16 protein-coding genes and 2 rRNA genes (1 of these 18 only partly in view) are annotated in these 22636 nt (G+C 63.6%); 6 read left to right on the top strand and 12 right to left on the bottom strand.

The features are described 5' to 3' along the window. Positions 1 to 8 precede the first annotated feature (8 nt). The 3 genes from LO55_RS08590 to pyrC are packed head-to-tail and all read right to left on the bottom strand — an operon-like array spanning position 9 to position 2862. On the bottom strand, positions 9 to 998 hold the full coding sequence (locus tag LO55_RS08590; RefSeq protein WP_071361146.1) for a Gfo/Idh/MocA family protein: 990 nt from the start codon (positions 996 to 998) through the stop codon (positions 9 to 11). A gap of 14 nt (positions 999 to 1012) precedes the next feature. Then, on the bottom strand, positions 1013 to 1804 hold the full coding sequence (locus LO55_RS08585) for a DUF3025 domain-containing protein (RefSeq protein ID WP_071361145.1): 792 nt from the start codon (positions 1802 to 1804) through the stop codon (positions 1013 to 1015). An 8-nt stretch (positions 1805 to 1812) separates the two neighbouring features. Continuing rightward, complete coding sequence (gene pyrC / locus LO55_RS08580; protein WP_071361144.1) at positions 1813 to 2862, bottom strand: dihydroorotase; 1050 nt, start codon at positions 2860 to 2862, stop codon at positions 1813 to 1815. A 308-nt stretch (positions 2863 to 3170) separates the two neighbouring features. Here pyrC and LO55_RS08575 point away from each other — a divergent pair, with 308 nt between their 5' ends. Together LO55_RS08575 and LO55_RS08570 are read left to right on the top strand one after the other, a co-directional pair. After that, complete coding sequence (locus LO55_RS08575) at positions 3171 to 4439, top strand: dicarboxylate/amino acid:cation symporter (RefSeq protein WP_071361143.1); 1269 nt, start codon at positions 3171 to 3173, stop codon at positions 4437 to 4439. 89 nt (positions 4440 to 4528) lie between these two features. Then, entirely contained in the window at positions 4529 to 5812 is a 1284-nt protein-coding gene (locus LO55_RS08570; RefSeq protein WP_071361142.1) for a metal-dependent hydrolase family protein, read from the top strand. A gap of 4 nt (positions 5813 to 5816) precedes the next feature. On the opposite strand, the gene LO55_RS08565 is transcribed toward LO55_RS08570, so the two are convergent. Then, positions 5817 to 7694, bottom strand: coding sequence for an ABCB family ABC transporter ATP-binding protein/permease (locus LO55_RS08565; protein ID WP_071361141.1), 1878 nt, complete (start codon positions 7692 to 7694; stop codon positions 5817 to 5819). A gap of 62 nt (positions 7695 to 7756) precedes the next feature. Between LO55_RS08565 and LO55_RS08560 the strand changes: the two genes are divergently transcribed. Then, positions 7757 to 8200: an acyl-CoA thioesterase gene (locus tag LO55_RS08560; protein WP_071361140.1), complete on the top strand. Its 444-nt coding sequence runs from the start codon at positions 7757 to 7759 to the stop codon at positions 8198 to 8200. 34 nt (positions 8201 to 8234) lie between these two features. Here LO55_RS08560 and LO55_RS08555 read toward each other — a convergent pair whose 3' ends face one another. The 4 genes from LO55_RS08555 to LO55_RS08540 form a co-directional block, all read right to left on the bottom strand. After that, positions 8235 to 9917, bottom strand: a complete 1683-nt coding sequence (locus LO55_RS08555; protein WP_071361139.1) for a long-chain-fatty-acid--CoA ligase — start codon at positions 9915 to 9917, stop codon at positions 8235 to 8237. Between the two features lie 85 nt (positions 9918 to 10002). Then, entirely contained in the window at positions 10003 to 11694 is a 1692-nt protein-coding gene (locus LO55_RS08550) for a long-chain-fatty-acid--CoA ligase (RefSeq protein ID WP_071361138.1), read from the bottom strand. A gap of 162 nt (positions 11695 to 11856) precedes the next feature. Then, on the bottom strand, positions 11857 to 12933 hold the full coding sequence (locus LO55_RS08545) for an aminopeptidase (RefSeq protein ID WP_071361137.1): 1077 nt from the start codon (positions 12931 to 12933) through the stop codon (positions 11857 to 11859). A 25-nt stretch (positions 12934 to 12958) separates the two neighbouring features. Then, positions 12959 to 15061: a molybdopterin-containing oxidoreductase family protein gene (locus LO55_RS08540; RefSeq protein WP_071361136.1), complete on the bottom strand. Its 2103-nt coding sequence runs from the start codon at positions 15059 to 15061 to the stop codon at positions 12959 to 12961. A 174-nt stretch (positions 15062 to 15235) separates the two neighbouring features. On the opposite strand from LO55_RS08540, the gene LO55_RS08535 reads away from it, so the two are divergent. Next, the gene (locus LO55_RS08535) at positions 15236 to 16435 is read left to right on the top strand and encodes a M20 aminoacylase family protein (protein WP_071361135.1); all 1200 of its coding nucleotides are present in this window, start codon (positions 15236 to 15238) and stop codon (positions 16433 to 16435) included. On the opposite strand, the gene LO55_RS08530 is transcribed toward LO55_RS08535, so the two are convergent. Next, positions 16432 to 17088 carry a suppressor of fused domain protein gene (locus tag LO55_RS08530; protein WP_071361134.1) on the bottom strand — a complete coding sequence of 219 codons (657 nt, stop codon included), beginning with the start codon at positions 17086 to 17088 and terminating at the stop codon, positions 16432 to 16434. The genes LO55_RS08535 and LO55_RS08530 overlap by 4 nt on opposite strands. A gap of 202 nt (positions 17089 to 17290) precedes the next feature. Between LO55_RS08530 and LO55_RS08525 the strand changes: the two genes are divergently transcribed. Continuing rightward, the gene (locus LO55_RS08525; RefSeq protein ID WP_005664670.1) at positions 17291 to 17854 is read left to right on the top strand and encodes an acyloxyacyl hydrolase; all 564 of its coding nucleotides are present in this window, start codon (positions 17291 to 17293) and stop codon (positions 17852 to 17854) included. A gap of 117 nt (positions 17855 to 17971) precedes the next feature. Continuing rightward, complete coding sequence (locus LO55_RS08520) at positions 17972 to 19414, top strand: DHA2 family efflux MFS transporter permease subunit (RefSeq protein ID WP_071361133.1); 1443 nt, start codon at positions 17972 to 17974, stop codon at positions 19412 to 19414. A 7-nt stretch (positions 19415 to 19421) separates the two neighbouring features. Here LO55_RS08520 and LO55_RS08515 read toward each other — a convergent pair whose 3' ends face one another. From LO55_RS08515 to LO55_RS08505, 3 genes are all read right to left on the bottom strand, one after another. Next, positions 19422 to 20471 (bottom strand): retropepsin-like aspartic protease, encoded by a 1050-nt coding sequence (locus LO55_RS08515; protein WP_083415258.1) that lies wholly within the window; start codon positions 20469 to 20471, stop codon positions 19422 to 19424. Positions 20472 to 20635: 164 nt separating this feature from the next. After that, positions 20636 to 20748: ribosomal RNA gene (gene rrf / locus LO55_RS08510) — 5S ribosomal RNA — on the bottom strand. 153 nt (positions 20749 to 20901) lie between these two features. Further along, positions 20902 to 22636: ribosomal RNA gene (locus tag LO55_RS08505) — 23S ribosomal RNA — on the bottom strand (it continues 1139 nt past the right edge of the window).

The following is a 22636-nucleotide window of genomic DNA, read 5'->3' as shown; positions in this document are numbered from 1 at the left end:
CATCCGCCTCAGGCGCGGTCGGCCGCGTAACGCAGGCCGATCTGGCGCCGGATCTCGTCCATCACGCCCATCAGCGCCAGCGTCTCGTCCTGCGTCATCGACGGGCTTTCCAGCAGCCCCTGCCGCCAGCAGCGCTGGGCCTCGATCGCCTCGTGCACGTAGCCGTTGCCGAGATACGGGGTCTCGATCGTGCGCTCGCTGCCGTCCTCCAGCTTGACGGTGACCGAGGTCGCGCGGTGGAACATGGTGTTCATCCGCACCTGGCCGCGCTCGCCCGACACGGTCAGCTCGGCCGGCGAGCGCGCCAGGAACGAGCAGCTGCACACCGACATGGCGCCGCCTTCATGCTTGAGCGTGAAGCCGGTCTGCACGTCGACGCCGGTCGGCCCCATCTGGGCTTGCGCGCGCACTTCGAGCACGGGACCCAAGAGGCCGGCCGCGACCGACAGCGGATAGATCCCCAGGTCGAGCAGCGCGCCGCCGCCGAGATCGGGATTGAAGACGCGGTGCTCGGGACCGAAGGCGGCGGCGAAGCCGAAGTCGGCGACGACCTGGCGCGGAGTGCCGATCTCGCCCGAGGCCAGGATGCGCTTCACTTCCAGGTAGGCCGGCAGGTAGCGCGTCCACATCGCCTCCATCAGGAACAGGCGCTTCGAGCGCGCCAGGGTCACCACCTGCTCGGCCTCGCGCAGGTTCATCGTGAACGGCTTTTCGCACAGCACGCCCTTGCCGGCGCGCAGCGCCATCAAGGCGTTGCCGGCATGTTCCGGATGCGGCGTGCCGATGTAGATCAGGTCGACGCCCTCGGCCTGGGCCAGCAGCTCGCACGAGCCGTAGCTGGCCAGCGCGCCGAATTCCTCGGCGAAGGCCGCGGCCTTGTCCGGGCTGCGCGAGCCCACGGCGGCCAGCACGGCGCCCGGCACGTCCTTCAGTGCATTGGCAAAGGCGCGCGAAATCTTGCCCGTGCCGAGAATTCCCCAGCGTACCGTTTCAGCCATCGGCTTCTCCCAATTCAAGCCGTCCGCTTTGGACGGAACACAGTCGTATCCAGATAAAAGTCAGGGTCTTGTCCGGGCCACCAGCCTGGAATGCCCAGCACCTGCAGGGGCGTGAAGCCGCCCGGCGCCAGGGCCTCGCCCGCCAGGCTGGCCGCCACCTCGCGGTCGAGCCAGGCGCGGCGCGCATCCGCCGCCAGCGCAAAGTAGTCGTCGCCGGCGTACACCACCCGCGTGTGCGCGGTGATCGCCTTGCGCGGCGCCACCAGCTTTTCCATCAGCGCGTGGCCGAACAGCCAGACCTCGGCGTCCCTGCCGAACAAGTCACGCTTATCGTACAGGGCCTCCAGCCAGCGGTGCGCACGCAAGTCATTGACCAGCGCCCGCCCGGCGTCATTGTCGCGCACCACCAGCAAGGCCGCGTTCTCGTCGAAGATGGTGGCGGCGTCGCGCGCCGGCCCGCGCGACTTGCCGACGCCGGCCTGCGCGATCTGCGCCGCCTGCAACGCGTTCAGCGCGCGCTTGATATCCGGGAAGGCCTGCCATACCAGCGCATTGAAGAAATCGTGCAGGTTGTCGCGGGTCGGCACCTGGCCGGTGGCGCCGATGAATTCTTCATACGCCATCCCTTCCGGCAGCGCGGCTTGCGGCACGAAGCACAAGGGCATGCCGGCGCCATTACGCAGGTCGAGTTCGCGCGCCGCCACGTTGAAGGCGTCGATGAAGCCGTCAAGCGGCGGCGCGGCGCGCTCGAATGCCGGGCGCACCGTGTCGTACCACGGCTGCGCCCAGTCGATCGGTGGCAGCACGGTAGTGCTTATACCATCTTCCAGTTGATGCTCTCGCCCGCGTTCAGCGGCACCAGCTGGTGTTCGCCCATCGGCACCGACTCAGGCAGGGTCCAGCTTTCGCGCTTGAGCGTGATCGTGCCCTCGTTGCGCGGCAGGTTGTAGAAGGCCGGGCCGTTGAAGCTGGCGAAGGCTTCCAGCTTGTCGAGCGCGCCGGCCTGGGCGAAGGCTTCGGTGTACATCTCCATCGCGTGCAGCGCGGTGTAGCAGCCGGCGCAGCCGCAGGCGGCGTACTTGGTGTGCACCGCGTGCGGGGCCGAGTCGGTGCCCAGGAAGAAGCGCTCGTCGCCGCTGGTGGCGGCGGTCACCAGCGCCAGGCGGTGTTCTTCGCGCTTGAGCACCGGCAGGCAGTAGAAGTGCGGGCGGATGCCGCCGCGGAAGATCTCGTTGCGGTTGTACAGCAGGTGGTGGGCGGTGATGGTGGCCGCGATCGGGCCCTCGGCTTCGGCCACGTACTGGGCCGCGTCCTTGGTGGTGATGTGTTCGAACACCACGTTCAGGGCCGGCATGTCCTTGCGCAGCGGGCGCATCACGCGCTCGATGAACACGGCTTCGCGGTCGAACAGGTCGATCTCGTTGTCGGTGACTTCGCCATGCACCAGCAGCGGCATGCCGACTTCCTGCATCACTTCCAGCGTCTTGTAGCACTTTTTCAGGTCGGTGACGCCGGCGTCCGAGTTGGTGGTGGCGCCGGCCGGATACAGCTTGACCGCATGGATGAAACCGGTGTCCTGGGCGCGGCGGATCTCGTCCGGATTGGTGTTGTCGGTGAGGTACAGCGTCATCAAGGGCTCGAAGCGCATGCCCTCCGGCAGCGCGGCCAGGATGCGCGCGCGGTACTCGAGGGCGGCGGCGGCCGTGGTCACAGGCGGGCGCAGATTCGGCATCACGATCGCGCGGCCGAACTGGCGCGCGCTGTGCGGCAGCACGCTGGCCATCGCCGCGCCGTCGCGCAGGTGCAGGTGCCAGTCGTCTGGACGGGTGATGGTAATGGTGTCTGGGGTCTCGATGGTGGACATGGCGGCTCTCGAAAAACGAATGCCGTATTTTACCCGCGCGGCAGCCTCGAAGGTGCGTTTAACGCACCTCGGAACGGCGCCTGTATTGACCGGCCAGGCATGCCGGCGGGGTAGCCGGAGTGCCGTTGCGTCAACCTTGTAAGCATGCTTGACAGCACTAACAGTGCCTAGGATACTGCGGAACTTGCCATAATCTTCAGAATCACCCGGCCTTCGGTCCTCGAAAACCGGTCACTGCCCGAACAATCCGCCAGCGACAGCCATCCGCCGTTGCCGGCCCTGCACAGGTCCACACGACAGGAAGCTTTATGAACAATCGAAACCGCCTGACTACCTTCATCATGATCGCCCTGGTGGTCGGCATCGTGGTCGGCTACCTGGTCAACGCCAACACGGATACGGCGGGCGCGACGAGCTTCTCCGACACGATGTCGCTGATTACCACGATGTTCCTCCGCCTGATCAAGATGATCATCGCGCCGCTGGTGTTCGCGACCCTGGTGGTCGGCATCGCCAAGATGGGCGACGCCAAGGAAGTCGGCCGCATCGGCGTCAAGGCGCTGGGCTGGTTCATGATCGCCTCGGTCATCTCGCTGTCGCTCGGTCTGATCCTGGTGAACATCTTCCGTCCGGGCGACGCGCTGCACGCGGCGGGCATGATGCCGCCGGTCGACGCCACGTCGGGCATCACCAGCGGCAGCCTGACGATGAAGGACTTCATCACCCACCTGATCCCGACCTCGATCGTCGACGGCATGGCCAAGAACGAGATCCTGCAGATCGTGGTGTTCTCGCTGTTCTTCGGCACCGCCGCCGCCGCCGTCGGCGCGCGCGCCACGCCGCTGATCGACGCCATCGACGGCGTCGCCCACGTGATGCTCAAGCTGACCGGCTACGTGATGAACTTCGCCCCGATCGCGGTGTTCGCGGCGGTGGCCGGCATCATCGCCAAGAGCGGCCTGGGCGTGCTGTCGACCTATGGCATCTTCATGGCCCAGTTCTACTTCGGCATCGCGCTGCTGTGGATCGTCCTGATCGGCATCGGCATGGCCGTGATCGGCCCGCGCATCCTGCGCCTGATCTCGGAGCTGCGCGGCCCGACCGTGCTGGCCTTCTCGACCGCATCGTCCGAAGCCGCCTTCCCGCGCACCCTGGAAAGCCTGGAGCGCTTCGGCGTCAAGAACCGCCTGGCCTCGTTCGTGCTGCCGATCGGCTATTCGTTCAACCTGGATGGCTCGATGATGTACTGCACCTTCGCCGCCGTCTTCATCGCCCAGGCCTACGGCATCGAGCTGTCGCTGGGCACCCAGATCACCATGATGCTGGTGCTGATGCTGACCTCGAAGGGCATGGCCGGCGTGCCGCGCGCCTCGCTGGTCGTGATCGCGGCCACCCTGAACCAGTTCGACATCCCGGAAGCGGGCCTCTTGCTGCTGCTGGCGATCGACCACTTCCTGGACATGGCGCGCTCGGCCACCAACGTGATCGGCAACGGCATCGCCACCGCCGTCGTCGCCAAGTGGGAGGGCGACCTGGGAGAACCGAACAAGGAACCGGCCGTCTCACCGCTGCGATAAGCGTGGCGAACGGCTGCTTGTAGCACCAGGGCCTTCCAGCGATGGAGGGCCTTTTTTTATGCGTCAATAATGAAAAGAGGGAGCGAGAGATGAAACAGATGGTTGCCGCCGGCATGCTGCTGGCCCTGAACAGCGCGCACGCCGCCACCCAGACGGTCGACTGCGGCCGGCTGCTGGACGTCCAGAAAGGCGCCTGGCGCGAGCGCGTCAGCATCGTGATCGAGAACGGCAGCATCGTGTCGGTGGGGCCGATGACGCAGGCTGCGGGCAATATCGACCTGTCGCGCCACAGCTGCCTGCCGGGCCTGATCGACATGCACGTGCACCTGACCAGCGAAACCCAGCCCGCGGTCGACGCCTACCGCGACCGCCTGGCCGCCAATCCGGCCGACATGGCCTATCGTTCGGTGAAGTACGCCGAGCGCACCCTGATGGCCGGCTTCACCACGGTGCGCGACCTGGGCGCCGCCGACAACCTGAACATCTCGCTCAAGCGCGCCATCGCCGCCGGCGAAGTGCCGGGCCCGCGCATGTTCACCGCCGGTAAATCGCTGGCCACCACCGGCGGCCACGCCGACCCGACCAACAATCTGTCGCATTTCCTGTCCGAGAAGATCGGCACGCCCGGCCCGGTCGAAGGTGTATTGAACAGCCCCGAGGAAGCGCGCCAGGCGGTGCGCACCCGCTACAAGGACGGCGCCGACCTGATCAAGGTGACCGCCACCGGCGGCGTGCTGAGCCAGGCCGCCAGCGGCCACAACTCGCAGTACACCGAGGACGAGCTGCGCGCCGTGGTGAGCACCGCGAAGGACTACGGATTCCGCGTCGCGGCCCACGCCCACGGCGCCGAAGGCATGAAGCGCGCGCTGCGCGTCGGCGTCGACTCGATCGAGCACGGCACCCTGATGGACGACGAGGTCATCGCCCTGTTCAAGAAGGGCGGCGGCTGGTACGTGCCGACCATCTCGGCCGGCCGCTACGTGGCCGACAAGGCCAAGGATCCGAATTACTATTCGGCGCTGGTGCGCCCGAAGGCGGCCGCGATCGGCCCGCAGCTGCAAGCCACCTTCGGCCGTGCCTACAAGGCCGGCGTGAAGATTGCCTTCGGCACCGATGCCGGCGTGTTCCCGCACGGCGAGAACGCCAGGGAGTTCGGCTACATGGTCGAAGCGGGCATGACGCCGATCGACGCGATCCGCTCGGCCACCGTGAACGCGGCCACCCTGCTCGACCAGCCGAAGCGCCTGGGCGCGGTCGACGCGGGCTTCGCGGCCGACATCATCGCGGTCGAGGGCGACCCGCTCAAGGACGTGAAGGTGCTCGAGCAGGTCAAATTTGTGATGAAGGACGGCGTGGTGTACAAGCAGCCCTGAGCCGTCAGGAACGCGCCTTCGGCATGGATGGCGCGCCGTCCATGCCTTCCGCCATTTCCAGCGGCGGCGAGGCCACGTCCTCGTCGGGCCGCGCCAGCTGCCGCTCCCACATCTGCGCATACAGGCCCTGCTCCGCCAGCAGTGAATAATGCGTGCCGCGCTCGACGATCCTGCCGTGGTCGAGCACGATGATCTGCTGCGCATCGGCGATCGTCGACAGGCGGTGCGCGATCACCAGGGTCGTGCGGTTCTTCGCGATCTCCTTCAGCTGCGCCTGGATCGCCTGCTCCGAGCGTGAATCGAGCGCCGACGTGGCCTCGTCGAAGATCAGGATCGCCGGGTCCTTGAGCAAGGTGCGCGCGATCGCCACCCGCTGCTTTTCGCCGCCCGACAGTTTCAGGCCGCGCTCGCCCACCATGCTCCCGTAGCCGTCCGGCAGGCTCTCGATGAAGTCGTGGATCGAGGCCGCGCGCGCGGCCGCCACGATGTCCTCGCGGCTGGCGCCGGGCCGGCCGTAGGCGATGTTGTATTCGATCGTGTCGTTGAACAGCACCGTGTCCTGCGGCACGATGCCGATCGCGGCGCGCAGCGATTCCTGGGTGATGTCGCGCAGGTCCTGGCCGTCGATGCGGATCGCGCCGCCGTTCACGTCGTAGAAGCGAAACAGCAGCCGCGACAGGGTCGACTTGCCCGAGCCGCTATGGCCCACCACCGCGGTCGTGGTCCCGGCGGGAATCGTGAAGTCGACGTCGAACAGGATCTGCCGTTTGCTCTCGTAGCTGAACTCGACGTGCGAGAACGCGACCTCGGCGCCCTTCGTCACCAATGGCTGGGCCTTGGGACTGTCGGCCACTTCGCGGTTCTGGTCCAGCAGGCCGAACAGGCGTTCCATGTCGGCCAGGCTTTGCTTGATCTCGCGGTAGATCACGCCCAGGAAGTTGAGCGGCAGGTAGAGCTGGATCATGAAGGTATTGACCAGCACCAGGTCGCCCAGGCTCATGGTGCCGGCAATGACGCCCTCGGTCGCGCGCCACAGGATCAGCGTGACGGCGGTTGCGATGATCAGCGACTGTCCGGTGTTCAGGAAGGACAGCGAAGTCTGCGAGCGCACCCCGGCGTTCTCGTAGTTCTTGAGGCCTTCGTCGTAACGCCGCGCCTCGTAGTCCTCGTTGCCGAAGTACTTGACCGTCTCGTAGTTGAGCAGCGAGTCGATCGCCTTGGTGGACGCCTTCGATTCGAGCTCGTTCATCGTGCGCCGGAAGTGCGTGCGCCACTCGGTCACGACCACCGTGAAGGTGATGTAGGACGCCAGCGCCACCGCCGTGATGATGGTGAACCAGATATCGTAGTTGAACACCAGGTAGACCAGCACCAGCGTGATCTCGACCAGGGTCGGCAAGATGTTAAACAGCGAATACGAGATCAGTGAATTGACGCCGCGCGTGCCGCGCTCGATGTCGCGCGTCATGCCGCCGGTCTGGCGGTTCAGGTGGAAGCGCAGCGACAGCGCGTGCAGGTGGCGGAACACCTTGAGCGCGATCGTGCGCACCGCGCGCTGGGTCACGCGCGCGAACAGGAATTCGCGCAGCTCGGTGAACACCGTCATCGACAGGCGCAGCAGGCCGTAGCCGACCAGCAGCCCGAGCGGCAACACGAGCAGCGCATGCGGGTGGGCCGGGTCGATCGCCAGGCCGTCGATGATCTTCTTGAGCACCAGCGGCACGCCGACGTTGGCCATCTTGGCGCCGACCAGCGCGGCCATGGCGGCCATCACCCGCCATTTATAGACCCACAGGTAGGGGAACAGCGTTTTGAGGGTGGCCCAGTCGTTGCGGGGACCAGCTTTGGTATCGGGCGGGAGTGGAGCGGAATTGCGGCGCATGACGGGGCTTCGGGATTTATGGTTCAATTCGGGTCGATTGTAGCTTTTACCGAGAATTCACGATGACCACGCCCGAAAACACTGTCACCACGCCCACCACGGTCCGCCTCCCCGCAGGCAAGATGCCGGAACTGCGCGTCATGCCCGCCCCATCCGACGCCAATGTGTATGGCGACGTGTTCGGCGGCTGGATCATGGCCCAGGTCGACCTGGCCGGCTCGCTGCCGGCCACCCGCCGCGCCAACGGCCGCGTGGCGACCATCGCCGTCAACTCCTTCCTGTTCAAGAACCCGGTGTTCGTGGGCGACCTGCTGTCGTTCTACGCCGACATCACCAAGGTCGGCAATACCTCGGTCACCGTCTTCGTCGAGGTGTACGCCGAGCGCAACCGCCTGGCGGCCGAGGTGGTCAAGGTGACCGAGGCGACGCTGACCTATGTCGCCACCGGCCCGGACCGCAAGCCGCGCCAGCTGCCGCCGCTCGAATCGCTGGTGGCGCACCGCTAAATAAAAAAGGCCGCCGGATCGGCGGCCTTCGGCATCAGGCGGTCTTCTTTTCGTCGCGCAGTTCGCGCCGCAGGATCTTGCCGACGTTCGTCTTAGGCAGGGTCTGGCGGAACTCGATGAACTTGGGCCGCTTGTAGCCGGTCAGCTGCTCCTTGCAGAACTCCTTGAGCTGTTCGGTGGTGAGATCGGCGTCCTTCTTCACCACGTACAGCTTCACGGCCTCGCCCGAGTTCTGGTCCGGCACGCCCACGCAGGCCACTTCCAGCACGCCCGGGTGCGCGGCCACCACGCCCTCCACTTCGTTCGGGTAGACGTTGAAGCCCGAGACCAGGATCATGTCCTTCTTGCGGTCGACGATGCGGGTATAGCCCTTGTCGTCCATGATGCCGATGTCGCCGGTCTTGAAGAAGCCGTCGGCGGTCATGACCTTGGCCGTCTCGTCGTCGCGCTGCCAGTAGCCGGCCATCACCTGCGGGCCGCGCACGGCGATCTCGCCGGCGGTGCCGAACGGGACTTCGTTGCCCGCCTCGTCCAGGATGCGCAGCTCGGTCGACGGCAGTGGCAGGCCGATGGTGCCGGTGAAGTCTGTGATGTCGCAGCGGTTGGCGGTCACCACCGGCGAGGTCTCGGACAGGCCGTAACCTTCGACGATCGGGATGCCGGTGGTCTTGAGCCACTTGTCGGCCACCGCCTTCTGCACCGCCATGCCGCCGCCCGGGCACACCATCAGGCCCGAGAAATCGAGCTTGGCGAAATCGTCGTTGTTGAGCAGGCCGTTGTACAGCGTGTTCACGGCCGGGAAGATGTTGATGCGATAACCGCCCAGCTCCTTCACGAAGCCCTTGATGTCGCGCGGGTTCGGGATCAACAGGTTCATGCCGCCGATGCGCAGGCCCAGCAGCGCGCAGACCGTGAGCGCATAGATGTGGTACAGCGGCAGCGCGCAGGCGAACTGCGGCTGTTCGCCTGCCTTCAGCTTGGCCAGGGTCGGCCCGAACCAGGCTTCGTTCTGCAGCACGTTGGCGATCACGTGGCGGTGCAGCAGCACCGCGCCCTTCGACACGCCGGTGGTGCCCCCGGTGTACTGCAGGAAGGCGACGTCGTCGTGGCCGATCGCCACCGGCTTGAGCGTCTCGCGCGCGCCTTCGGCCAGCACCTTGTTGAAACCGACCGCGCCCGGCAGCGAATAGGCCGGCACCATCTTCTTGACCTTGCGCACCACCAGGTTGACCAGCGAGCCTTTCAGGCCGCCCAGGAGGTCGCCCATGGTGGCCAGCACGATATGCTTTACCCCTGTCTGGCGCACCACCTGCTCCAGCGTGTGGGCGAAGTTCTCGAGCACCACGATCGCCTCGGCGCCCGAGTCTACCAGTTGGTGCTGCAGCTCGCGCGGCGTGTACAGCGGGTTGACGTTGACGACCACGTAGCCGGCGCGCAGCACGGCGGCCAGCGCCACCGGATACTGCAGCACATTGGGCAGCATGATCGCTACGCGCGCGCCGGCTTGAAGCCCGCGCGCCTGCAGCCAGGCCGCCATGCGTTGCGACATGGCGTCGAGTTCCGCGAACGTGATGGACTTGCCCATGCAGGCATAGGCCTTGCGGTCGGCGTACTTGCGAAACGCCTCCTCCAGCAAATGCGTCAGCGAGCGGTACTGGGTCGGATCGATCTGAGCCGCCACGCCGTTCTCGTACGACGAGAGCCAAAATTTGTCCATCTGTCCTGCCTTCCTTGTTGGTTCCAATAAAACGCGAAAGCCGCCCGACGGGGCGGCTTTCGCCGGGGTAGTCCCGTCACAATGCTTACGTTACCGTCTCCGGCTGCTTTTTCTCGTCCCTCAGCGCGCGCCTCAGGATCTTGCCGACGTTGGTCTTCGGCAGCTCGTCGCGGAATTCGATGTACTTCGGTCGCTTGTAGCCGGTGAACTGCTGCTTGCAGTAGTCCATCAGCTGTTCGGCCGTGAGGCCAGGGTCTTTCTTTACCACGAATACCTTGACCGCCTCGCCCGAATGGTCGTCGGGCACGCCGACCACGGCGCATTCGAGCACGCCCGCATGGCCGGCGATCACGCCTTCGAGCTCGTTCGGATAGACGTTGAAGCCCGAGACCAGGATCATGTCTTTCTTGCGGTCGACGATCTTCACGTAGCCGCCGGCGTCCATGACGCCGACGTCGCCCGAGCGGAAGAAGCCATCGGCGGTCATCACCTTCGCGGTTTCGTCGGGACGGTTCCAGTAGCCGGTCATCACCTGCGGGCCGCGGATGGCGATCTCGCCGATTTCTCCCGGCGCCATGTGGCGGCCTTCGTCGTCGATGATCGCGATATCGGTCGACGGCACCGGCAGGCCGATGGTGCCGGTGAATTCGGTGCTGTCGGCGCGGTTGCAGGTGGCCACCGGCGAGGTCTCGGACAAGCCGTAGCCTTCGACGATGGCCACGCCGGTGATCTGGCGCCACTTGTCGGCCACCGGCTTTTGCACCGCCATGCCGCCGCCGTTGCACATGCGCAGCGCCGAGAAATCGAGGTGGGCGAAGTCGGGGTTGTTGGCCAGCGCGTTGTACAGCGTGTTCACGGCCGGCAGCATGTTGACGCGGTACTTTGCCAGTTCCTTGACGAAGGCCGGGATGTCGCGCGGGTTCACGATCAGGACGTTCAGGGCGCCCATGCGCATGCCCCACATCGCGCAGGCGGTCAGCGCGAAGATGTGGTACAGCGGCAGCGCGCACACGATCGTGACCTGCTCGCCCGCGGCCTGCTTCATGCACGGCTCGGCCCAAGCCTCGGTCTGCAGCACGTTGGCGATCACGTTGCGGTGGGTGAGCGTGGCGCCTTTCGAGACGCCGGTGGTGCCGCCTGTGTACTGCAGGAAGGCGACGTCGTCGATCCTGAGTTCGGCCGGCTTGAACGGCATGCGCTCGCCCTGGGCCAGCGCTTCCTTGAAGGTGACCATGTTCGGCAGCGAGAATTCGGGCACCATCTTCTTGACGTTGCGGACCACGAAGTTGACCAGCATGCCCTTCACGCCGCCCAGCATCTCGCCCATGCTGGCCACCACCACGTGGCGCAGCGGGGTCTTGCCCATCACCTTCTGCACGGTGTGGGCGAAGTTTTCCAGCACGATGATCGCTTCGCTGCCCGAGTCGCCGATCTGGTGCTCCAGTTCGCGCGCGGTGTACAGCGGGTTGACGTTGACGACGGTGTAGCCGGCGCGCAGCACGGCGGCCAGCGCGATCGGATACTGCAGCACGTTCGGCATCATGATCGCCACGCGCGCGCCAGGGGCCAGGCCGCGGCTCTGCAGCCAGGCGGCCAGCCGCTTCGAATACGCATCGAGTTCGCCGTAGGTGAGGAACTTGTCCATGCACACATAGGCTTTGCGGTCCGCATATTTGCTGAAGGATTCTTCGAGCAAATGCACCAAGGAGCGGTATTGATCCGGATCAATCTCCGCAGGCACGCCCGGGGGATACGACTGCAGCCAAATTTTGTCCATCGCTCACCTCTGTCTCGATTTTTTATCGTTCTGGTCGGGCGGCCGGAGGTGCTTGCCGGGCGCGCCTGCGCACGTGGCTTATAGGTTTGCCATCGCTGATGGTGATGCTATCGGGCAGCGCCCCTGTGCGCAAGCGGTTTTACCGCGATTGGAACCGGTCCTCTACGGCGACGCGCCGATGGTGCGCTGCACCACCAGCGTGCCCGGCGTGGCCGTCGCGCCCAGGCGCTTGAGCACGCGATGCCGCTCTTCCTTGTCGAGCTTGGCCAGCTGGTTGACGGTCTTGTAGAAGCCGCGCCACGACTTCTCGCGGCGCAGCAAAACGCGAAATGCCGGCACGAAATCGTTATAGGTCGCCACCGAGGCCAGGTGGGCGTTCGACAGCGGCTCGGCGAAGAAACGGTCGTAGCCGGCGTAGCCGCCCCAGTTTGCCTTGAGCACCTGGTAGTCGTCCTGCAGCGCCAGGAACAGGCGCGCCTTGGCGGCGCGCTTGACGCCGTCGGGCTCCATGCTCTTGTACGTACGCTCCAGCTCGCCGCGATAGCGCAGCAGCAGCGCCAGGAAGTCGCTCTTGCGGGTTTTATAGCGCTCGTACGCTTCGCTCATCTGGGGATTGCCGAAGCGCTCGAGCCAGGCTTCCACGCCGGCCTGCTCCACCGCGCTGGCGAAGGATTCGTTGAACTGCGAATCGCCCGCCACATAGACCACCTGGTGCGCCAGTTCATGGAAGATCAGGCGCGCCAGCTCGGCGTCCGGATAATTGATGAAGGTCGACATCAGGGGATCGCTGAACCAGCCCAGGGTCGAGTAGGCGCTCACGCCCCCGACCTCGACGTCGTTGCCCTGCGCACGCAATTGCCTGGCATAGGCCTGGGCCTCGGCCTTGCTGTAGTAGCCGCGATAGCTCACGCAGCCGGCCACCGGGAAGCACCACTGGATGGGCTTGAGCGACAGCTCGGGCGTGGCGACCACGTTCCACAACACGTAGGGCCGGCCGAGATTGGTGTAGTTGGTGTAGCTGCCGTTGTCGGGCAGCTTCATTTCCTGGATGGCGAAGCGGCGGATCTGGCGCGCCGATTCGAGGCGGTGGCGCAGCTTGACGTTGGTGTTGCTATCGGCGATCCAGTCGTCGATCGGGCGCGCATTGGTCAGCAATTGCAGCTGGCCTTGCGCGGCCTGGGTGTAGTAGGAGAGGGATGAGCAGCTTGACAACATGAGGGCCGCGGCTGCCGCGACCATGACTGGCTTGAAGGCCTGGGAAAATCTAGATGGTTTCATCTCGCGTCAAGGGTGCAGCTCTTTCGACCTGCACGAGGGTGTCGTAGAAAGTGGGCGCCCGGCCCATGTCGGTCAAACGCTGGCTGGTGACTTCATTGGCGTTCTTGCCGTCGCTGGCGAGCTTCTTCCACCAGATCGACAAGCCCACCACCAATCCAGCACGCGCCTTGTCGGTCACGCGTGCGCGGGCGATGAACGAACCGCGGTCGTTAAAAATGCGCGCCATGTCGCCGTGGGCGATGCCGCGTGCCGCGGCGTCGTCCGGGTGGATGTCGAGGTGCGGTTCGCCCTCAGTTGCGCGCAGGCTCTTTACATTGACAAACGTCGAGTTGAGGAAGTTCCGCGCCGGCGGAGAAATCATCGCCAGCGGGTACTTTTCGGCCAATACAGGGTTGGAAGCAACAGACTCGTAAGGCGGAATATACGTGGGCACCGGATCGAGCCCATCGGCCAGCATGCTCTCCGAGAAAAACTCGCACTTGCCGGACGGGGTCGTGAAACCGCCCTCGGCGAACGGCGCGGCCGGCATGTTCAGCTTCTTCCAGCCGCTGCGCTTGAGGGACTCCCAGTCGAAGTGGATCGCGCGCGCATCGTTCTTGTTGAAGGCCTGGGCCGCGATCTCGTCGTCGCTCTCCTGGAAGCACGGGTCGTCATAGCCCATGCGCGCCGCCAGCAGGCGGAAGAATTCGGTGTTCGGCTTCGATTCGCCGACGGGAGCGATGGCGGCGTTATTCGCCATCATGTACAGGTGGCCATAGGCCAGGTGCGCATCGACGTGCTCGAGCTGGGTGGTGGCCGGCAACAGGATGTCGGCATAGTCGGCGCTATCGGTATGAAAATGTTCCAGCACCACGGTGAACAGGTCTTCGCGTTCGAAGCCCTGCTGCACCTTGCGCGAATCGGGCGCGATCGCCAGCGGGTTGGCGTTGTAGACGATGACGGCCTCGATCTTCGGGCCGAACTCGGGCGACGCTTCCCTGAGCAGGTCGTCGCCGATGGTGGTCATATTGATCGTGCGCGGCGTGCGGCCGGCCAAGAGATCCGGGCGCTGCAAGGCCTGGCGGTTGGTCGGGAACGACGCCGAGGTCGACAGCTGGATGCCGCCGGCCGGCAGGCGCCAGGCGCCCACCAGCGCCGGCAGGCAGGCGATGTTGCGCACCGCCATGCCGCCGCCGCGCACGCGCTGGATGCCATAGTTGATGCGGATCGCCGCCGCTTCGCCGCGCTTCGCGGTCTGTCCGTACAGGCGCGCCAGGTTGACCACTTCGTCGACCGTGATGCCGCAGGTGTCGGCGGTGCGTTCCGGCGTCCACTCCAGGGCGCGCGCCTTCAGGGGTTCGAAGCCGAGCGTGTGTTGCTCGATATAGTCGTGGTCGAGCAGGTCTTCGGTGATCAGGACGTGCATCATGCCCAGCGCCAGCGCCGCGTCGGTGCCTGGCAACAGGGCGATGTGCTGGTGGCACTTCTCGGCCGTCAGGGAACGATAGGGATCGATCGCGATCAGCGTTGCGCCACGGCGCTTGGCTTCTTGCGCGCGCATCCAGAAATGCAGGTTGGATGCGATCGGGTTGCCGCCCCAGATCAGGATCAGCTTGGCGTCCTGGAATTCCTCCAGGTCGGTGCCGATCGAACTGCCGATGGTGTAGCGGTAACCGGTGGCGCCGGCGGTGGCGCAGATGGTGCGATCGAGCAGCGAGGCGCCCAGTTTATTAAAGAAGCGCAGCGACATCGATTCGCCCTGCACCAGGCCCATGGTGCCGCAATAGCTATAGGGCAGGATGGCTTGCGGGTCGCGCGCGGCGATCGGCTTCAGGCGAGTGGCGATTTCGTCGAGCGCCTCGTCCCAGCTGATGCGTTCGAATTTTCCTTCTCCCTTGCGTCCCACGCGGCGCATCGGATACAGCACGCGGTCCGGGTGATAGGTGCGCTCGACGTAGCGCGACACCTTGGTGCACAACACCCCGGCCGTGGTCGGATGCTCCGGATCGCCCTTCACTTCTTTCGCGACGCCGTCTTCGACTTTGACGAGGATGGCGCAGGTGTCGGGACAATCGTGGGGGCAGGTCGCACGGACGTGGGTAATGGTCATTTTCTTATCGGACTTCGGTGAAAAAACTGCGTGAATCCAATACTTTATACGATTCCGGCGGGCTTCGCGCCCTCCTCTGTCAAGTCTGTTTGAGGCAAGCTACAATAGTTAAAACGATGCCATGCAAAGGCTGGACAGCGTGGTAACACATTCGCAAACAGCGAGGAGAACACGATGAAACTAGTGGAACCTATCCTGGCGTCTCAGGCAGAGATCCAGGCCATCCGACGTGACCTGCATGCCCACCCTGAGCTGTGCTACGAAGAACACCGCACCGCCGACATCGTCGCCGAACGCCTGGGCGCATGGGGCATCCCCGTGGTGCGCGGCCTGGGTGTGACCGGCGTGGTCGGAATCATCAAGAACGGCGCCTCGCAACGCGCGATCGGCCTGCGCGCGGACATGGACGCGCTGCCCATGCAAGAATTGAACGGCTTCGCGCATGCCTCGACCCACGCGGGCAAGATGCACGCCTGCGGCCATGACGGCCACACCGCGATGCTGCTCGGCGCCGCCCACTACCTGGCGCAGCACCGCAACTTCGACGGCACCGTGTACCTGATCTTCCAGCCGGCCGAGGAAGGCGGCGGCGGCGCCAAGCGCATGATCGACGACGGCCTGTTCGAGCGCTTCCCGATGGACGCCGTGTATGGCATGCACAATTGGCCAGGCATCCCGGAAGGCCATTTCGGCGTGGTCTCCGGCCCGATGATGGCCTCGAGTAACGAGTTCCGCGTGACCGTGCGCGGAAAGGGCGCGCACGCGGCGCAGCCGCATCGCGGCATCGATCCGGTGATGGTGGCGGTGCAGATCGCGCAAGCCTGGCAGACCATCGTCTCGCGCGAAAAGAACCCGCTGCACACCGCGGTGCTGTCGATCACGCAAATCCATGCCGGCAGCGCCACCAATATCATCCCCGATGAAGCCGAACTGGTCGGCACGGTGCGCACCTTCACCACCGAGGTGCTCGACCTGGTCGAGCGCCGCATGCAAGAAATGGCGAATGGCATCGCGGCCGGCTTTGGCGCCAGCATCGACTTCGGTTTCAAGCGCAATTACCCGCCGCTGGTGAACCATCCGGAACAGACCGCGTTCGCGATCGAGGCGATGCGCGCGGTGGCGGGCCCGGCCCAGGTCAATGCCGACGTCGAACCGACCATGGGCGCCGAGGACTTCGCCTTCATGCTGCAGGCCAAGCCGGGCTGCTATGTCTTCATCGGCAATGGCGAAGGCGATCACCGCGCCGGCGGCCATGGGCTCGGCCCTTGCCAGCTGCACAATGCCAGCTACGACTTCAATGACAACCTGCTGCCGATCGGCGCCAGCTACTGGGTGCGGCTGGCGGAGATGAGCCTGCCGGTGGCCGGAGCTTAGAACAGCCCGAGGAATTTCTTTCGGGCCGTGTTCTTGCGCGTCGGGTCGACCACGTCGGTGACGTCGTACTCATTGAACTTGTCGATCAGTTCGGGGAAGCCGCGGCGGCGCGCCAGGTTCAGCTCTTCATTGTAGAGCGGCACGACGCAGTGGAAATAGACGTCCTTGCCGTCGACCGTGAGCGAGTGGAACGGTTCCGGGCTCGATGCGGGCGGCAGCACGATGGCGCCGCAGAAGCCGATGCCGGCGATATACGGCTTGGCCGGGTTCCCGTTCGGCAAAGAGTGGCCGAGGCCGATCCAGGTGCGCTCCTTGTGCGGATAGTGCGCCAGGTGGCGCAGCAGGGCGACCGGCCAGTACCAGCGCTCGTCCTGCATCGCGGCTTCGTCCAGCTGCCAGTTCGCCGGCAGGGCCATCATGAGCTCGGCATACGCCGGCGCGCCTTCCGGCACGTTCATCGGCTGCTTGCTCATGCCCGACGTCACCAGGCGCACATAGGGATAGGAGTCGGTCGGCCCGATCACGTGGATGTCGACCTGGACGCCGTCGGCTTGGGTCTCGTGGAAGTACAGGGCGGGCTTGCCGAGATGGGCGGCGATGTGCTCGCCCACCGGGTCGTGCGGCAACACCGCTGGTTCGGGCTGGCGCGCCATGGGGGCGGCGAGCGGGTATAACGGAGCGATCGTAGGTTCGGTGGGTTCGATTGGTTCGGCCATTATTGTTGATGTGGTTATGTCGCAGCGGGCGTCTATGATACCTTCGTCGCATGGTTGCGTGGCCGCCAGCACGCTATTGTTCTCGCTTGTACAATAGCGTATCAAATAAGAATGACGCTTTTTCCTTCCAAGGATAACCATGATCACTACCAAGAAAATCAGCGCGCTGGCTGCACTCTGCGCCGCGCTGTTCGCTCCGTTCGCCTCGGCCCAGTCCACCGTCGGCAATGGCTACATCGATTCCGCCTCGTTCGAAGTCGGCACCAACCCGCAGCAGCGCATGTACCGCATTGCGGTCCAGTCCGACTGGGACAAGCGCTGGTTCGCCGGCAACGGCCGTCACCTGTCGGGCTACTGGGAAGGCAACCTGGCCCTGTGGCGCCTGAATTCCTACGAGAACGTCCGTGGCCAGAACAAGAACATCGGCGTCATCGGCTTCACCCCGGTGTTCCGCTACCAGAATGACAACAAGCTCGGCCTGTATGGCGAGATCGGTATCGGCGTCAACCTGTTCTCGACCCTGTACAAGAACGAAGACAAGGAACTGTCGACCGCCTTCCAGTTCGGCGACCACATCGGCATCGGCTACACCACCCAGAAATGGGACTTCGGCCTGAAGTACCAGCACTACTCGAACGCCAGCATCAAGAGCCCGAACGCGGGCGCCAACTGGTTCATCGCCAAGGCGGCTTACCGCTTCTGATGTGCATGATGCGCGCATGGGCCGGCAGCGGCCGGTCCATGGCGCGGTCGTCTTGCAGTTTGTGACACAATCGTGCCTCTGGCGGCCACTGCCGCCTGCCGTTTTCACGAGGCCCGATTGACCCCTTCGCCCACCCTCAAGCGCTACCTTCCCTGGCTCGTCGCGACCGCCCTGTTCATGGAGCAGCTCGATGCGACCATTGTCAATACCGCCATTCCCAGCATTGCCGCCAGCCTCGGCGTCACCCCGCTGAGCCTGAAATCTGTCGTCACCAGCTACATCCTCGGCCTTGCGGTCGGCATTCCCTTGAGCGGCTGGATGGCCGACCGCTTCGGCACCCGGCGCGTGTTCTTCACGGCCATTGCCGTGTTCACCTTCGCATCGGTGCTGTGCGGGCTGTCAGTGAGCGCCCACATGATGACCGGCGCCCGGCTGCTGCAAGGATTGGGGGGCGCCATGATGATCCCGATCGGCCGCCTGTCGATCGTGCGCACCTTCCCCAAGAACGAGTTGCTGGGGGCGATGAACTTCGTCATCATCCCGGCCCTGATCGGACCACTATTGGGGCCGACGATCGGCGGCCTGATCGTGCACTGGACCTCGTGGCGCGTGATCTTCTTCGTCAATATCCCGGTCGGACTGGCTGCGCTGTATTTTGTCTGGCGCCATATGCCTGACTACCGCTCCGAACAGCGGCGTCCGCTCGACGTCCTCGGCCTGATCCTGTTCAGCAGCGGCACCGCCCTGTTATCGTGGGTGCTGGAAGTGTTTGGCGAGCATACGCTCGACGGCATGACGGCCGGCCTGCTGTTCCTGCTGGCGCTCGGCCTGCTGGGCGCCTATGCCTGGCATGCCTGCCGCACCAAATTCCCGCTCCTGCGCCTGACCTTGCTCAAGGTGCGCACCTTCCGCATCGCGGTGCTGGGCGGCTTCGTCACCCGTCTGGGCGTCGGCGGCTTGCCCTTCCTGCTGCCGCTGCTGTACCAGCTGGGCCTGGGACTGCCGGCCTGGCAGTCGGGCTTGCTGATGATGCCGGCGGCGCTGGCGGCAATGGGCATGAAGGTGTTCGCGCCCGGCTTGCTGGCGCGCTTCGGCTATCGACGGGTGCTGCTGGTGAATACGATCATGATCGGCGTGACCATTGCGATGTTCACGCTGGTGGATGCCGGCACGCCGCTGGCGGTGATCGTCGGCATCGGCCTGATGCAGGGTTTCTTCAACTCGCTGCAGTTCTCGAGCATGAACACACTGGCCTATGCCGACGTCGAGCCGGCCGATACCAGCATGGCCAGCACGATCTCCAGCTCGTTCCAGCAATTGTCGATGAGCTTTGGCTTAGCTGCAGGGTCGATCGTCACCGCCTGGTTCCTGGGCGGCGTGTCGCAGACCAACCAGGGCCAGGTGACGCAGGCGCTGCATCATGGCTTCGCCGTCCTGGCGGTGCTGACCTTGCTCTCCTCGGCCGTGTTCTGGCGCCTGCGCCGCAACGATGGCGACAGCATCAGCCGTGGGCAGAGCGTGGCGCCGACGGCCGAGCCGGTGACGGTGACGGCGCAGTGACGGCGCCTTATTTCACCGGTTGCGAGATCACTTCGACCGAGCCGCGTTTCAGGATCGGATTCTTGACGGCGGAGAAGTACACCTGCCGCTGGCTCATCGCGATATAGGTCCGGTGGCGGTGCAGGAAGTCGGTGCCCAGTATCAGGATCTCGCCTGAATACGGCAAGTCCATCACGCGCACATTGAAATCCTTGACCTCGAGTCCGCCGATCGACATCTGCCCAACTGGCACGCTCCACACCGGCTTGTCCTGGCCGTGGCCGGGAAGTGGTTCCTCACGGGTCGCGCCGGATACGGCGGGCGTCAATCCCAGCCGCTCCGCGGCGCTTGCCGGAAGGTAGGAATGCGGCGTCGCGGTCGACAATAGTGCCGAGACCTCCTTGCCGTTGATGAGCACGCTGAACACCGGACGTGGATCGCGCTTCCACAGGTCTACCCGGATGGGGACGGCGACGGCGTCCGGGTCCCAGTAGGCGAGATGCTCCCTGAAGCAGCCTTGCGGGTTGAAGTGTTTCAGATAGCCTTCATCCAGGGCGACCTCGAGATCCGTGAGCAAGAGATTGCCGGCGCCAACCCTTGCGCCAAAAGTGTCGTCCCAAAAATCCTCGACCAGATACCAGCTGTCCATCAGCTTCGTCCGACCGAAAGAGGCGTCGTCGACGAATGTCGTCACGCCTTCCCTGACGATGAATTGGCCGGACGGAATGATTTCACCTTGCGGGGTGAAATCCGTTGTGCCGCTCCTGCTTTCCTGGAACTGAGTACTGGTGACATGACGTACCTTGATGTCGAGACGATCCAGGGTCTTCTTGTTGAGGACGATCGGCTGTGACGAGCCGATGTTCACCACGGCGGAAATGGGGAAGCCATTGAGACTGGCCTTCATGACGGGACGCAGATCGTCGGTGAACGTGAGCGGCACCGTGGCCAGTTCACCCATCTCGCAGCCGGCAGGGAGCGATTGCGCAAGCGCAGGGCTGGAACTCATCAGGGCCGCGAGCAAAAGCGGACCGGCCAGGCGGGCATACGAAGTCGAAAACAGGTGGGTCATCGTCATCAATAATGAGTCTAAGAAAGACACAGTATAGATACTCCGACATACGTAAGTGATCGGCGCGAAGACATTACCCGATTGGGGTTGATTTTATGCAAACCAGATAATTGGATCGCAAAAGCAAAAAACCCCACCAGGATCACCTGGTGGGGTTTTTCTTATAACTAGCCTGACGATAACCTACTTTCACACTGGTTGCAGCACTATCATCGGCGCAAAGTCGTTTCACGGTCCTGTTCGGGATGGGAAGGGGTGGGACCGACTTGCTATGGTCATCAGGCTTTGACTTGTCTGGCTACGCTTGAGTTACGCGTGGGCGGCACAGCCGCCCACCCTACGCTTTGTTCAGCGTGGCCATGAATCTGGAAGAAGTATTATTGGGTTGTAGCTTTGTATCGAGCAGTTGTACTCGACCTTGGACTACCAAGGTTATAGGGACAAGCCGTACGGGCAATTAGTACTGGTTAGCTTAATGCATTACTGCACTTCCACACCCAGCCTATCAACGTCCTGGTCTCGAACGACCCTTCAAGGAGCTCAAGGCTCCGGGAAATCTCATCTCAAGGCAAGTTTCCCGCTTAGATGCTTTCAGCGGTTATCTCTTCCGAACTTAGCTACCCGGCAATGCCACTGGCGTGACAACCGGTACACCAGAGGTTCGTCCACTCCGGTCCTCTCGTACTAGGAGCAGCCCCCTTCAAATTTCCAACGCCCACGGCAGATAGGGACCAAACTGTCTCACGACGTTTTAAACCCAGCTCACGTACCACTTTAAATGGCGAACAGCCATACCCTTGGGACCGGCTACAGCCCCAGGATGTGATGAGCCGACATCGAGGTGCCAAACTCCCCCGTCGATATGAACTCTTGGGAGGAATCAGCCTGTTATCCCCAGAGTACCTTTTATCCGTTGAGCGATGGCCCTTCCATACAGAACCACCGGATCACTATGTCCTACTTTCGTACCTGCTCGACTTGTCGGTCTCGCAGTTAAGCACGCTTATGCCATTGCACTATTAGCACGATGTCCGACCGTACCTAGCGTACCTTCGAACTCCTCCGTTACACTTTAGGAGGAGACCGCCCCAGTCAAACTGCCTACCATGCACTGTCCCCGATCCGGATAACGGACCAAGGTTAGAACCTCAAATGAACCAGGGTGGTATTTCAAGGATGGCTCCACGAGAACTGGCGTCCCCGCTTCAAAGCCTCCCACCTATCCTACACAGATTGATTCAAAGTCCAATGCAAAGCTACAGTAAAGGTTCATGGGGTCTTTCCGTCTAGCCGCGGGTAGATTGCATCATCACAAACATTTCAACTTCGCTGAGTCTCGGGAGGAGACAGTGTGGCCATCGTTACGCCATTCGTGCAGGTCGGAACTTACCCGACAAGGAATTTCGCTACCTTAGGACCGTTATAGTTACGGCCGCCGTTTACTGGGACTTCAATCAAGAGCTTGCACCCCATCATTTAATCTTCCAGCACCGGGCAGGCGTCACACCCTATACGTCCACTTTCGTGTTTGCAGAGTGCTGTGTTTTTATTAAACAGTCGCAGCCACCATTTTATTGCAACCCGTTCATCCTTCCACAGTAAAGTGGTCAAACTACTAGGGCGTACCTTATCCCGAAGTTACGGTACCAATTTGCCGAGTTCCTTCTCCCGAGTTCTCTCAAGCGCCTTAGAATACTCATCTCGCCCACCTGTGTCGGTTTGCGGTACGGTCTCGTATGACTGAAGCTTAGAGGCTTTTCTTGGAACCACTTCCGATTGCTTCGCGCTACATGAGCGCTCGTCTCGACCCCTTGAATTACGTGCCCGGATTTGCCTAAGCACCTTCTATGAGTCAAAAACTGACTATTCCAACAGTCAGACAACCTTCCGCGATCCGTCCCCCCATCGCATCATACGACGGTGCAGGAATATTAACCTGCTTCCCATCAGCTACGCATCTCTGCCTCGCCTTAGGGGCCGACTCACCCTGCTCCGATGAACGTTGAACAGGAAACCTTGGGCTTACGGCGTGCGGGCTTTTCACCCGCATTATCGCTACTCATGTCAGCATTCGCACTTCTGATACCTCCAGCATCCTTTACAAGACACCTTCGCAGGCTTACAGAACGCTCTCCTACCATATCCTTACGGATATCCGCAGCTTCGGTGAC

The organism is Massilia timonae, assembly GCF_001866515.1.
GTDB lineage: Bacteria > Pseudomonadota > Gammaproteobacteria > Burkholderiales > Burkholderiaceae_D > Telluria > Telluria timonae.
The sequence above is the reverse complement of the archived record's forward strand: the minus strand, read 5'-3'. Positions and strand labels throughout refer to the sequence as shown.

What these genes read in the sequence shown, in the direction of transcription:
- LO55_RS08590 (WP_071361146.1), bottom strand. Translation starts at nt 998, where the DNA reads ATGGCTGAAACGGTACGCTGGGGAATTCTCGGCACGGGCAAGATTTCG.
- pyrC (WP_071361144.1), bottom strand. Translation starts at nt 2,862, where the DNA reads ATGTCCACCATCGAGACCCCAGACACCATTACCATCACCCGTCCAGAC.
- LO55_RS08575 (WP_071361143.1), top strand. Translation starts at nt 3,171, where the DNA reads ATGAACAATCGAAACCGCCTGACTACCTTCATCATGATCGCCCTGGTG.
- LO55_RS08570 (WP_071361142.1), top strand. Translation starts at nt 4,529, where the DNA reads ATGAAACAGATGGTTGCCGCCGGCATGCTGCTGGCCCTGAACAGCGCG.
- LO55_RS08565 (WP_071361141.1), bottom strand. Translation starts at nt 7,694, where the DNA reads ATGCGCCGCAATTCCGCTCCACTCCCGCCCGATACCAAAGCTGGTCCC.
- LO55_RS08560 (WP_071361140.1), top strand. Translation starts at nt 7,757, where the DNA reads ATGACCACGCCCGAAAACACTGTCACCACGCCCACCACGGTCCGCCTC.
- LO55_RS08555 (WP_071361139.1), bottom strand. Translation starts at nt 9,917, where the DNA reads ATGGACAAATTTTGGCTCTCGTCGTACGAGAACGGCGTGGCGGCTCAG.
- LO55_RS08550 (WP_071361138.1), bottom strand. Translation starts at nt 11,694, where the DNA reads ATGGACAAAATTTGGCTGCAGTCGTATCCCCCGGGCGTGCCTGCGGAG.
- LO55_RS08545 (WP_071361137.1), bottom strand. Translation starts at nt 12,933, where the DNA reads ATGGTCGCGGCAGCCGCGGCCCTCATGTTGTCAAGCTGCTCATCCCTC.
- LO55_RS08540 (WP_071361136.1), bottom strand. Translation starts at nt 15,061, where the DNA reads ATGACCATTACCCACGTCCGTGCGACCTGCCCCCACGATTGTCCCGAC.
- LO55_RS08535 (WP_071361135.1), top strand. Translation starts at nt 15,236, where the DNA reads ATGAAACTAGTGGAACCTATCCTGGCGTCTCAGGCAGAGATCCAGGCC.
- LO55_RS08530 (WP_071361134.1), bottom strand. Translation starts at nt 17,088, where the DNA reads ATGGCGCGCCAGCCCGAACCAGCGGTGTTGCCGCACGACCCGGTGGGC.
- LO55_RS08525 (WP_005664670.1), top strand. Translation starts at nt 17,291, where the DNA reads ATGATCACTACCAAGAAAATCAGCGCGCTGGCTGCACTCTGCGCCGCG.
- LO55_RS08515 (WP_083415258.1), bottom strand. Translation starts at nt 20,471, where the DNA reads ATGACGATGACCCACCTGTTTTCGACTTCGTATGCCCGCCTGGCCGGT.